Annotated in this window: 10 protein-coding genes and 1 pseudogene; 7 read left to right on the forward strand and 4 right to left on the reverse strand. The window is 69.9% G+C overall.

The genetic code is table 11. From position 1 onward, the window contains the following. From AB0H86_RS21240 to AB0H86_RS21265, 6 genes and pseudogenes are all read left to right on the forward strand, one after another. Positions 1-660, forward strand: a pseudogene (locus AB0H86_RS21240) (alpha-1,4-glucan--maltose-1-phosphate maltosyltransferase); the annotation flags it as partial. Then, on the forward strand, positions 657-2,393 hold the full coding sequence (gene treS / locus AB0H86_RS21245; RefSeq protein ID WP_362440698.1) for a maltose alpha-D-glucosyltransferase: 1,737 nt from the start codon (positions 657-659) through the stop codon (positions 2,391-2,393). The pseudogene AB0H86_RS21240 and the gene treS, both read left to right, overlap by 4 nt. Positions 2,394-2,421: 28 nt before the next feature. Continuing rightward, positions 2,422-3,780, forward strand: a complete 1,359-nt coding sequence (locus tag AB0H86_RS21250) for a maltokinase (RefSeq protein ID WP_362440701.1) — start codon at positions 2,422-2,424, stop codon at positions 3,778-3,780. A 3-nt stretch (positions 3,781-3,783) separates the two neighbouring features. Then, positions 3,784-5,994 (forward strand): 1,4-alpha-glucan branching enzyme, encoded by a 2,211-nt coding sequence (gene glgB / locus AB0H86_RS21255; protein ID WP_362440703.1) that lies wholly within the window; start codon positions 3,784-3,786, stop codon positions 5,992-5,994. A 114-nt stretch (positions 5,995-6,108) separates the two neighbouring features. Next, positions 6,109-7,197 (forward strand): glutamate--cysteine ligase, encoded by a 1,089-nt coding sequence (locus tag AB0H86_RS21260; RefSeq protein ID WP_362440705.1) that lies wholly within the window; start codon positions 6,109-6,111, stop codon positions 7,195-7,197. Positions 7,198-7,432: 235 nt separating this feature from the next. Next, a complete protein-coding gene (locus tag AB0H86_RS21265) occupies positions 7,433-9,337 on the forward strand; it encodes an AMP-dependent synthetase/ligase (RefSeq protein ID WP_362440707.1) in 1,905 nt (634 codons plus the stop codon). A gap of 97 nt (positions 9,338-9,434) precedes the next feature. Here AB0H86_RS21265 and AB0H86_RS21270 read toward each other — a convergent pair whose 3' ends face one another. Then, positions 9,435-9,722, reverse strand: coding sequence for a DUF4190 domain-containing protein (locus AB0H86_RS21270; RefSeq protein ID WP_362440709.1), 288 nt, complete (start codon positions 9,720-9,722; stop codon positions 9,435-9,437). Between the two features lie 150 nt (positions 9,723-9,872). Further along, positions 9,873-10,049, reverse strand: coding sequence for a hypothetical protein (locus tag AB0H86_RS21275; RefSeq protein WP_107056526.1), 177 nt, complete (start codon positions 10,047-10,049; stop codon positions 9,873-9,875). Positions 10,050-10,250: 201 nt separating this feature from the next. Here AB0H86_RS21275 and AB0H86_RS21280 point away from each other — a divergent pair, with 201 nt between their 5' ends. Then, complete coding sequence (locus AB0H86_RS21280; RefSeq protein ID WP_362440712.1) at positions 10,251-10,685, forward strand: ATP-binding protein; 435 nt, start codon at positions 10,251-10,253, stop codon at positions 10,683-10,685. A gap of 18 nt (positions 10,686-10,703) precedes the next feature. Here AB0H86_RS21280 and AB0H86_RS21285 read toward each other — a convergent pair whose 3' ends face one another. Both AB0H86_RS21285 and AB0H86_RS21290 read right to left on the reverse strand, forming a co-directional pair. Then, positions 10,704-11,093, reverse strand: coding sequence for an ATP-binding protein (locus AB0H86_RS21285; RefSeq protein WP_362440714.1), 390 nt, complete (start codon positions 11,091-11,093; stop codon positions 10,704-10,706). Between the two features lie 400 nt (positions 11,094-11,493). Continuing rightward, positions 11,494-11,865 (reverse strand): PRC-barrel domain containing protein, encoded by a 372-nt coding sequence (locus AB0H86_RS21290; protein WP_362440717.1) that lies wholly within the window; start codon positions 11,863-11,865, stop codon positions 11,494-11,496. Positions 11,866-12,084 lie beyond the last annotated feature (219 nt).

Genomic DNA, 12,084 nt, shown 5'->3' on the forward strand with positions numbered 1-12,084 from the left:
TACCTGAGCGAACTGTCCGGCGAGGCGGCCTCCTACATGCGGCCCAACTTCTTCGCCAACACCCCCGACATCCTGCACGAGTACCTCCAGCACGGCGGCCGGCCCGCCTTCGAGGTCCGCGCCGTCCTCGCCGCCACCCTCTCCCCCACCTGGGGCATCTACAGCGGCTACGAACTCTGCGAGAACACCCCCCTCAAACCCGGCAGCGAGGAATACCTCGACTCCGAGAAGTACCAGCTCAAACCCCGCGACTGGGACACGGCCGAACACGAGGGACGCAGCCTCTCCCCCCTCATCACCCGGCTCAACACCATCCGACGCCGGCACACCGCGCTGCACCGGCTCAGGAACATCCACTTCCACCGCACCGACAACGACGCCCTGATCGCCTACAGCAAGCGAACGGGCCAGGACACGGTTCTGGTGGTCGTCAATCTCGATCCGCACCGCGCCCAGGAGGCCACGGTCTCGTTGGACATGCCGCAACTCGGCCTGGAATGGCACGAGTCCGTGTCCGTGCACGACGAACTGGCGGGTGAGACCTATCGCTGGCGCAGGAACAACTACGTGCGGCTGGCGCCCGGTCGGGCGCCCGCGCATGTGTTCCACGTCCAGCGAACGGCCACCTCGCCACAGATCGGAGGGTCCCCCGCGTCATGACCGTCAACGAGCCCGTCCACGACACCTTCGAGGACACCCCCGCCAAGGACCGGGACCCCGAGTGGTTCAAGCGTGCCGTCTTCTACGAGGTCCTCGTCCGCTCCTTCCAGGACAGCAACGGCGACGGGGTGGGCGACCTCAAAGGCCTGACCGCGAAACTCGACTACCTGCAGTGGCTGGGCGTCGACTGCCTGTGGCTGCCGCCGTTCTTCAAGTCACCCCTGAGGGACGGCGGTTACGACGTCTCGGACTACACCGCCGTACTGCCCGAGTTCGGCGACCTCGCCGACTTCGTGGAGTTCGTGGACGCCGCCCACCAGCGCGGCATGCGCGTCATCATCGACTTCGTCATGAACCACACCAGCGACCAGCACCCGTGGTTCCAGGAATCCCGCAACAACCCCGACGGCCCCTACGGCGACTACTACATGTGGGCCGACGACGACAAGCAGTACCAGGACGCCCGGATCATCTTCGTCGACACCGAGGCCTCCAACTGGACCTTCGACCCCGTCCGGCAGCAGTACTTCTTCCACCGCTTCTTCTCCCACCAGCCGGACCTCAACTACGAGAACCCCGCGGTCCAGGAGGAGATCCTGGCCGCCCTCCGGTTCTGGCTGGACCTGGGCATCGACGGCTTCCGCCTCGACGCCGTGCCCTACCTCTACGCGGAGGAGGGCACCGACTGCGAGAACCTGCCCGCCACCCACGAGTTCCTCCGGCGGGTCCGCAGCGACATCGACGCGATGTATCCGGACACGGTGCTGCTGGCGGAGGCGAACCAGTGGCCGGAGGACGTCGTCGACTATTTCGGCGACTTCCGGTCCGGCGGCGACGAATGCCACATGGCATTCCACTTCCCGGTCATGCCTCGCATCTTCATGGCGGTCCGCCGGGAATCCCGCTATCCCGTCTCGGAAATCCTCGCCAAGACCCCGGCCATTCCGTCGAACTGCCAATGGGGCGTCTTCCTGCGCAACCACGACGAGCTGACCCTGGAAATGGTCACCGACGAGGAACGCGACTACATGTGGGCGGAATACGCCAAGGATCCCCGCATGCGCGCCAACATCGGCATCCGCCGGCGCCTGGCCCCCCTCCTCGACAACGACCGCAACCAGATCGAACTGTTCACCGCCCTGCTGCTGTCGCTGCCGGGCTCGCCGATCCTCTACTACGGCGACGAGATCGGCATGGGCGACAACATCTGGCTCGGCGACCGGGACGCCGTACGGACCCCGATGCAGTGGACCCCGGACCGCAACGCAGGCTTCTCCACGGCCGACCCCGGCCGACTCTGCCTGCCGACCATCATGGACCCGGTCTACGGCCACCAGGTCACCAACGTCGAGGCGTCGATGGCCTCGCCGTCCTCGCTGCTGCACTGGACCCGCCGCATGATCGAGATCCGCAAGCAGAACCCCGCCTTCGGCCTCGGCTCCTTCACCGAGCTCCCGTCCTCCAACCCGGCGGTGCTGGCCTTCCTGCGGGAGGCCCCCTCGACAGAGGGAAACGGGGACGACCTGGTCCTGTGTGTGAACAACTTCGCCCGGTTCGCGCAGCCGACCGAGCTCGATCTGCGGGAGTTCGCCGGCCGGCACCCCGTCGAACTGTTCGGCGGCGTCCGTTTCCCGGCCATCGGTGAACTGCCGTATCTGCTCACCCTCGGCGGCCACGGCTTCTACTGGTTCCGGCTCTCCCGAGTGGCATCCCGCATCGGCCGACGACTTTGAGCGTGTGCCGACGAAAGGACGCGTCACCATGCCGAAGACCGCATTCCTCCGCCCCATACGTACGGTCGTCGCCGACCCGATGCTGTCGCTCGGCGACCTGCTGCGGGACTGGCTGCCCCGGCAGCGCTGGTTCGCGGGCAAGGACCGGCCCGTCACGGAACTCGGTCTGCTGTCGATGACCGAACTGTTCCCGGGCTGTCTGCACCTGCTAGTGCAGACCGCTCGCTCGGCGGTACCGATACCCGGCGGCGCCCACGACAGCGACTGCTACCAGCTGCTGCTCGGCATACGCAAGCACGTGTCGCCGCGCCTGGGCCGGGCACTCATCGGCCGGGCGGAGCAGGGGCCGTTCGCGGGCATGACGGTCTACGACGCCCTGCACGACCCCCGGTCGGCGCAGTTGCTCCTGGAACGGCTGCGGCACCCGGGATCGGCCGGTCCGCTGCGCTTCGAGGGCGACCCGTCCGTGCCGGTGCCGGGCGGGCTGCCGCCGCGGCTGCTGGACGCCGAGCAGTCCAACTCCTCGCTGGTGTACGGCGACGAGTTCATCCTGAAGATCTTCCGTCGCGTCCAGCCCGGCATCAACCCCGACCTGGAGGTGCCGGGCGCGCTCACCGGACAGGGCTGCCGCCGGGTTCCCGCCCCGGTGGCCTGGTTCCGGACCACGCATCCGCAGGAGGTGACGCTGGGCGTGCTCCAGCCGTACCTGCGGGAAGCCTCCGACGGCTGGACGCTGGCCCTGCGCGCGCTCGCCACCGGTGACGACTTCACCGTGCAGGCGCACCAGTTGGGGCAGGCCACCGCGGAGGTGCACCTCGCGCTGGCCTCGGCCTTCCCGACCGGTGTCCACGACGAGAGCCGCCGGACGGCGGCGGCGATGACCGAGCGGCTGGACTCGGCCGCGCACTGTGTCCCGGCCCTCAAGCCGTTCGTCCCCGGGCTGCGGGGCGCCTTCGGCGCGCTGGTCGCCTGCGATCCCGGGCCGCCCGCCCAGCGCATCCACGGCGATCTGCATCTGGGGCAGGTACTGCGGGCCGGTCGCGAATGGTTCGTGATCGACTTCGAGGGCGAGCCGTCCCGCCCGCTCGCCGAGCGGCGCAGCGTCCAGTCCCCGGTACGGGACATCGCCGGGATGCTGCGCTCCTTCGACTACGCGGCCCGCCAGCGCCGCCCGTGGCGTCCGCAGTGGGCGCGTCGTTGCCGGGAGGCGTTCTGCGGGGGCTACGCCGCCCGCGCCGGATGGGATCCGCGCAAGAAACACGGACTGCTGCGTGCCTACGAGACCGACCGAGCTGTGTACGAAGTCCTTTACGAAGCCAGGCACCGCCCGGACTGGCTCCCGGTACCCATGGCGGCGATCGAGCGTCTCGCCGTGAGAGGAGACTGACCCGTGGCCCTGCGCGACGACACCTCGCTGCCCGAGCCCTCCGGACCCGCCCGGTGCGGTACGGCCCCGCCCCTGGACCCCGCCGAGCGCGGGCGTCTGCTGTCGGGCGCCCATCACGACCCGCACGCGCTGCTGGGCGCCCACCCCGCCCCGGACGGGATCGTCTTCCGCGCGCTGCGCCCGTTCGCCCGCTCGGTGAGCGTCGTGATCGACGGCGAGCGCGGCCGGCTGGCCTCGGAGGGCGACGGACTCTTCTCCGGCGTCCTGCCGCTCGCCGCGATCCCCGCGTACACGCTGCTGGTGGAGTACGCGGACGGGGAACAGGAGGTGCACGACCCGTACCGCTTCCTGCCCGCCCTCGGCGAGAGGGACCTCCACCTCATCCGTGAGGGCCGGCACGAGCAGCTGTGGAAGGCGCTGGGTGCCGAGCCGATGGCCCACGAGGGCGTCGCCGGGACCCGGTTCACGGTGTGGGCGCCGAACGCGCGAGGGGTGCGGGTCGCGAGCGAGTTCACGTTCTGGGACGGGCAGGCGTTCCCGATGCGGTCCCTCGGCGCGTCCGGTGTGTGGGAGCTGTTCCTGCCGGGCATCGGCGAGGGCGCGCGGTACAAGTTCGAGATCACCTCCCGGTACGGCGGCCGGTTCCTGAAGGCCGACCCGATGGCCCGCCGCACGGAGGTGCCGCCCGACACGGCGTCCATCGTGACCTCGTCGCGGTACGAGTGGGGTGACGGGGAGTGGCTGGCCGGGCGTGGGGACGTCCCCGTGCACGAGGCGCCGTTCTCGGTGTACGAGGTCCATCTGCCGTCCTGGCGCCCCGGCCTGACGTACCGTCAACTCGCCGAGCAGCTACCGGCGTACGTGAAGGACCTGGGCTTCACGCATGTGGAGCTGATGCCGGTCGCCGAGCATCCCTTCGGCGGGTCCTGGGGCTACCAGGTCACCGGCTTCTACGCCCCCACCGCCCGGCTCGGCACCCCGGACGACTTCAGGTACCTCGTCGACGCCCTGCACCGGGCCGGAATCGGCGTGATCATGGACTGGGTGCCGGCGCACTTCCCCAAGGACGACTGGGCGCTGGCCCGGTTCGACGGGGACCCGCTGTACGAGCCGGGAGACGACCGGCGGGCGGAGCATCCGGACTGGGGGACCTACGAGTTCGACTTCGGCCGGGTCGAGGTGCGCAACTTCCTGGTCGCCAACGCCGTGTACTGGTGCGAGGAGTTCCACATCGACGGCCTGCGGGTGGACGCCGTCGCCTCCATGCTCTACCTCGACTACTCGCGCGACTCGGGACAGTGGACGCCCAATGTGTTCGGCGGCCGGGAGGACCTGGACGCCATGGCGTTCCTCCAGGAGATGAACGCGACCGTGTACCGGCGGGCACCCGGGGTGGTGACGATCGCCGAGGAGTCCACCGCGTGGGGCGGGGTGACCCGGCCGACCGACAGCGGCGGGCTGGGATTCGGGCTGAAGTGGAACATGGGCTGGATGCACGACTCGCTGCAGTACATCGGCAAGGAGCCGGTGCACCGCAAGTACCACCACAACGAGATGACGTTCTCGATGGTGTACGCCTACAGCGAGAACTTCGTCCTGCCCGTCTCGCACGACGAGGTCGTCCACGGCAAGCAGGCCCTCGTGTCGAAGGTGCCGGGCGACTGGTGGCAGCGGCGCGCCACCCACCGCGCCTACCTGGGCTTCATGTGGGCGCACCCCGGCAAGCAGCTCCTCTTCATGGGCCAGGAGTTCGCGCAGGGCGCGGAGTGGTCCGAGGAGCACGGCCCGGACTGGTGGCTGCTGGACCCGGCGTACGGGGCGGAGCCCGACCACCGAGGCGTCCGTGACCTGGTCCGCGATCTCAACACCGTCTACCGCCACACCCCGGCGCTGTGGCAGCGCGACACCGACCCCGCCGGATTCCGGTGGGTCGTGGGTGACGCCGCCGAGGACAACGTCTTCGCCTTCCTGAGGTTCGACTCCGAGGGCTCCCCCCTGCTGGCGGTCTCCCACTTCTCCCCCGTGGTGCGCCACGACTACCGACTGACCGTCCCGGACGACGTGGACGCCTGGTACGAGGTGCTCAACACCGATGCCGGACGGTACGGCGGCGGCGATGTCACACACCCCGAGCCGCTCAAGCCCGAGGACGGGGCCGTCCGGCTGACTCTGCCGCCCCTCGCGACGGTCTGGCTGACACCGCGCGCTTGGTGAGGCCCGTACGGCGACGGCAGGTGTTCGAACGGCTCCGCAGGGGCAGTCGGGGTCGTACGACCGGACCAGGCTGGTCGTCGCCGCCGCCGAGAGACCAGAGAAGGGGTGCATCACGTGCGCACCGTCGGAGTGGAGGAGGAACTCCTCCTGGTCGACCCGGAGACGGGCGAACCGCAGGCACTGTCGGCCGCGGTCCTCGCCAGTGCCGCGCAGAACGGCACCGAGCAGGACGTCTTCGAGAAGGAACTGCACAACCAGATGGTCGAGTTCGCGACACATCCGCAGTCCGGCATGGACGAACTACGCGCGGAGATCGTCCGGTGCCGCAAGGAGGCGGCCCGGCACGCCGGGGGAAGCGGCTGTGCCGTCGCCGCGCTGGCCACGTCACCGCTGCCCGTCAGTCCCTCCGTGGCCACGGGCCGCAGGTACCAGTGGATGGCGGAGCAGTACGGGATCGCCACCCAGGAACAAATGGTCATGGGCTGCCATGTGCATGTGTCCGTGGAGTCCGACGAGGAGGGCGTCGCGGTCATCGACCGGATCCAGCCCTGGCTGTCGGTGCTGTCCGCGCTGAGCGCCAACTCCCCGTTCTGGCAGGGCACGGACACGCTCTACAGCAGCTATCGGAGCCGGGTGTGGCAGCGATGGCCGTCGGCCGGTCCGACCGAGCCCTTCCGGTCGGCCGAGCGCTATCACCGCAGGGTCTCGGAAATGGTGGCCACCGGGGTCATCCTCGACGAGGGCATGATCTACTTCGACGCCCGGCTCTCCCGGAGCTACCCGACCGTGGAGATCCGGGTGTCGGACGTCTGTCTGCGGGCCGACACCGCGGTACTCGTCGCCACCCTCGCGCGCGGGCTCGTCGAGACCGCCGCACGGGAGTGGCGGGCGGGCGTGGACCCGGCCGGGCACAGCGTGAGCCTGCTGCGGCTGGCGTCCTGGCGTGCCGCGCGCTCCGGCCTCACCGACGAGCTGCTGCATCCCTCGACCATGCGGCGGATGCCCGCGGAGACGGTGGTCCGGGCCCTGCTGGAGCATGTCGAGGATGCCCTCGCCGACAGCGGGGACCTGGACCGGGCCCGCGAGACCTGCGCCGAGCTGCTGCGCGGGCGCGCCGGCGACCGGGTGCAGCGCGAGCTGATGGAACGGGCCGGCAGCCTGCGGGACGTGGTCACCGAATGCGTGCGCCAGACCCAGGCGTGAGCCCCGCCCGTACACCCTTCGACGCTTCCGCGGCAGCGGCACGAGGGCGTACGCCAGGAAGAACGCGGCGGTGACGACGGCCAGGACGAGGATGACGCCCAGGACTCGCGGAGATCACAGACGCCTGGCCAGTTGTTCAATCCCGGCACCCAGCGCTGTCACCTCGGCTACATTCGAGCACCGCAGATAACCGTGCTCATCGGCGGAGTCACACCCCGTACACGTCAGGACCAGCATGCGCGACGTCGTCCCCCCACTCTCGCCCGCCCCGCCGCCGACCGGCGGGCTCGCCGACAGCGTTTTCGACACGGCGGTCACCGACCCGACCCGGCCGGTGCTGGCGCGCCGGCCCGACGCCGCCTCCTCCGGTTGGGACAAGGTGACCGCCGTAGAAATGCGGGACGAGGTCGTCGGCCTGGCCAAGGGGCTGATCGCGTCCGGGATCTCGCCGGGCCACCGCGTCGCGATCATGGCGCGCACCCGGTACGAGTGGACGGTCGTCTGCTACGCGTTGTGGGCCGTCGGCGCCGAGGTCGTCCCGATCTATCCGACGTCCTCGCGCGACCAGGTCGAGTGGATCCTCCGGGACGCGGACTGCGTCGCCGTACTCGTCGAGGACGAGCAGGCGGTCATGACGGTGGGCTCGGTGTGCGCGTCCCTGCCCCGGCTGCGGCACGTCTGGCAGCTGGACGCGGGGGCGCTGGAGGAGCTGACGGCGCGGGGCGAGTTCATCCCGCTGGCCACGGTCGACTCGCTGCGCCGCATCGTGCTGCCGGACTCCACCGCGGTCGTCGCCTACACCTCCGGCACGTCGGGCCGTCCCCTGGGCTGCGCGCTCAGCCACCGCGGTCTGGCGAGCGTCTGCGACACCCTGGTGGCGGGCTGGGGCCACACGACCGCGCCTCCCGGGGAACAGGGGTCCGTGCTGGCCTTCCTGCCGTTCTCCCATGTGTACGGCCTCATGATCCAGGGCGTGTGCCTGCGCGGTGGCCTGCTGATGGGGCACGAGCCCGAGCTGAGCGGGGAGTCCCTGGCGACGGCGCTGCAGTCGTTTCGCCCCACCTACTTCTACGCCGTGCCGTCGGTCTTCGAGAAGATCTACAAGAACTTCCTGCGCACGGCCCAGCAGTCGGGCCGCGGCGCGCTGTTCGAGCGGGCGGCGGAGACGGCCCGGGACTTCGCCGCGGCGTGCGAGCGGCAGCGGCTCGGCGAGGGGCCGGGCCCCGGCTTCGACCTTCGGCTGCAGCACGCCCTGTACGAGCGGACGGTGTACCGCAGGCTGCGTGGCACGCTCGGCGGCCGGGTACGGCGTGCCACCTCGGGCGGCTCTCCCCTGAACCGCGAGCTCTCCATGTTCTACGAAGGCATCGGCATCTACGTCCACGACGGGTACGGCCTCACCGAGACCAGTGGCGGGGTCACGATGCAGCCGCTGGGCCGGGAGAAGTCCGGGACCGTCGGGCAGGCCCTGCCGGGCACCGACATCCGGGTCGCGGAGGACGGGGAGATCCTGGTGCGCGGGCCGTCGCTGTTCCAGGGCTACGTGGGCGACGCGCCGGCGTCCCGCGCCGCGCTGTACGGCGGCTGGCTGGCCACCGGGGATCTCGGGCGGCTGGATCCCGAGGGCTATCTGACGATCACCGGCCGCAAGAAGGACGTCATCATCACCAGCAGCGGCAAGAGCGTCGCCCCGGCCGCGCTGGAACACCGGCTGCGGATGCACCCGCTGATCCACCAGGCGGTCGTCGTGGGCGACAACCTGCCCTGCGTGGGGGCGCTGATCACGCTGGACCCGGACTTCCTCGCGCACTGGCGGGCCGCCCTGACCCTGCAGAGCGACATACCGAGCCGGGAGGCCCGGGAGGAGAACGCGCTGCGGGAGGAGATCACGCGGGCGGTGGCGGCGGCCAACAGCGCGGTGTCGCGGCCGGAGTCCATTCGGGTCTTCCGGGTGCTCCCGGAGCCCTTCGGCGTGGCCAGCGGGTTACTGACGCCGTCGATGAAGCTGCGCCGGGACCTCATCGCGCAGACGTACGCCTTGGAGATCGACGCGATGTACCAGGCGCGCTCGCGGGCCGGACGCGCCCGGGTGCCGGACGAGTTGTCGTCCTGGGACGACGTGGACGACGTGTTCCGCTGAGGATCATCCCGGTCGCCGGACCTGCCGCGGTACGGGCATACCGAAGGGCGCATGCCCGTACCGCGCATGCGCCCTTCGGCCCGGCAGGGAGCCGGGGTCAGCCGCCGATGTACCAGGTGGCGCTGCCGTTCGACGCGGCCAGCGCGAGCAGGACTCCGAAGACGACCAGGTCGACAATGCCGAGAACGATGCCGGCCTTGGCCATTCCCGCCCCGCCCTTGGCCGGCGCCTGACGCAGTCCCACGGCGCCCAGCACGATCGCCACCGGGCCGAGAACCACGTTGAAGAAGATCAGTCCGATAATTCCGCAGATGAGGCTCGCGACAGCCAGACCATTGGTGCGTGACCTGGAGGAGGCGGCCGAGGAACTGCCGTAACTCGTCATCACATTCTCCCGCTCTCCGGTGTGTGGATTACTGTCCGAGTTCCCTTCAACACGCCTTGCACACCGGGGAGTTGCCCTGACGTTCAGGAGCGTGATTTCCTGCGGGAAAACCAGTCCACGCACGATTCCGACATTCCTGGTTCCACTTTTTCAGCGCCTGCGGCCGCGTGCCGCCCAGGAGGTGCCCACACCGGCGAGGTGCAGGGCCAGCACGGTGAGGCCGAGGAGCATGACGTTCGTCGACGTGAAGACGTCGTTGGTCGAGATCTCTGCCGCGTTGATCAGGAACGCGATGAAGAACAGTACTGCCGCTGCTATGGCGAGCACGGGTCACCCTCCGTTCGTCGTGTCCTACAAGCTGTTTGCGTCCCTCTGCCCCGGATTCGCGGGGTCAGGCCCGACGGCGGACAGGCTTCGCCAGTCTGATCGCGCATGGCGCGCGTAGGCTCTCTCCGCCTGGGAACTAGCAAACGGTGGGGGCGCAAGGGAAGGACTACAGCCCTGCAGACGCCGGGCCGGGAAGGCGAGATGGCAAGCGAGCCGTTTAGGGACGACACACTGGCTTCCAAGGAGATCCCAAGCCGCAGCAGCCGGTTCTCCGGCGAGCTGCGCAATGTGACGGGCGCACGCCTCGAAGCGGAAAAGTTCCTCTCCGATCTGGCACGTACCGCGCCGCCGGCCACGCCGGAGTACTGGGACGACATTCTCCTGGTGGTCACAGAGCTGGCCGCCAACGCGGTCCAGTACGCACCAGGGCCTTTCGAGCTGTCCATGCGCCGGACGTTCGACGGCGTCCATGTGGTCATGGAGGACACGAACACGACGCCACCGGCACCCCGCCCCTTCCACCCCAGCACGGGTGGGGGCGGCATCGGATGGCACCTGATCCACACACTGTGCGACCAGGTCAGCGTCATCACCAGCGGCCGCGGCAAGGAGATCCACGTCTTCCTCCCCTGGTGAGACGCCTCTCAGCCGGTCTCAGCCGGTCACCTCACGCAACGGCACGAACACGCTGACCGTCTTGCCGCCCTCGGGTCGCCTCTCGACGCCGATCTCACGGGCGAGACGAATGATCAAGGGCCAGCCATAGCCGTTGCCGTGGTGCCCGACGGGCAGGGCGCCCGATCCGTAGGCGACATCGGGGACCGTCGCACTGTGGTCGTGGACATCCAGCCGAACCCCGTCGGACGTGGGCGAGACGTCGAACCCGGCCAGTCCGTCACCGTGCCGGATGGCGTTCGTGACCAGTTCCGACACGACCAGCAGCAGGTCGATGACATCCTCCTCCCGCACCGTGCGGGATCGCGCGCCCCACTCCTCGCGCACCACCGCCTGCGCGTACGCGCGTGCCGCCGCCGCGGTCTCCACCCTGGGCTCCGTCCGGGCCTCGGCCGGCGTGCGGTCCGCCGCCCTCACGACTTCGTCACTGCCGGAAGCGCCTCCGTCACGCTCTCGACCACGGTCTCGACGTCATCGGCCAGGATGAAGAGCCCTGCCGTTCCTGTCACCTCGATCAGCCTTTCCGTCCTTCTCGTGCCCACCTCCGCCGCCGCGCGAGCCCCACCGTTCGTCCGGTGGGCCCGCCGGGCCGTGTGGGCCCGTCCGGCCGGTCGAAGTCCCTGCGGCCGCCGACCGCACGGACTGGTGCGACGACGGCCCCAGGAGGGCTTCGGCGGGGCACGCGTGACGCGGGCCCCCGCTCGGGGCATCGGTGGTTTCTCCCGATCGATGCCGGTGTGTGCTCTGCAGGGCCTTCGGTCGTCCCGGGTCAGGTGGTGGTCGTCTCGCGCGGCGGCAGCCGGTGGTAGTAGTCGCCGACGCTCGTCAGATAGGCCGCGTCCATGGTCTCGCTGTCCGTCCGGAACCTGGGCGCCGCCTTCACCTCGCCCCGTGTGCAGGACAGGGATATCTTCCGGCCCTCGATGTCGACGCCCGTCACGACGCCGACCGGGACCAGGACGCTTCGGCCGAAGACCCACACCCCGGTGTCCACGACCAGGTGCCGCATCCCGAAGTGGTCGGCCTGTCGGTCCACATGACCGATCGTGCCGTCGGTCGCCGCCACGAGATAACCCGTGAGCTCCTGCCCCTGCGCATATCCGCTGTCCGCTGAGTACGACCAGATGATGTCGGTGGACACACCGCTCCTTCCTCCCCGTGCCGATGACGGGTCATGAGCCCGCACGCGGACGGCGCGCCCGCCCGCTTCACAGCAGCAGTTACCCTCCAGCCGCGCTCGCATTCTGAGCATCGCGCCACAACCGCCGAACTGCCGAACTCCGGCCCGGTCCCGACAGGGAAATCGACCCCAGTACCCCTACCGCGCGCGTGCATGCACACTTCGCCCGACTTTCCGTAC

The sequence above is a fragment of the Streptomyces sp. NPDC050997 genome (assembly GCF_040660135.1).
Taxonomy (GTDB): Bacteria; Actinomycetota; Actinomycetes; order Streptomycetales; family Streptomycetaceae; genus Streptomyces.

Excerpts from the sequence above, each read along its gene's own strand:
- treS (WP_362440698.1), top strand. The coding sequence starts at position 657 with ATGACCGTCAACGAGCCCGTCCACGACACCTTCGAGGACACCCCCGCC.
- AB0H86_RS21250 (WP_362440701.1), top strand. The coding sequence starts at position 2,422 with ATGCCGAAGACCGCATTCCTCCGCCCCATACGTACGGTCGTCGCCGAC.
- AB0H86_RS21265 (WP_362440707.1), top strand. The coding sequence starts at position 7,433 with ATGCGCGACGTCGTCCCCCCACTCTCGCCCGCCCCGCCGCCGACCGGC.
- AB0H86_RS21270 (WP_362440709.1), bottom strand. The coding sequence starts at position 9,722 with ATGACGAGTTACGGCAGTTCCTCGGCCGCCTCCTCCAGGTCACGCACC.
- AB0H86_RS21280 (WP_362440712.1), top strand. The coding sequence starts at position 10,251 with ATGGCAAGCGAGCCGTTTAGGGACGACACACTGGCTTCCAAGGAGATC.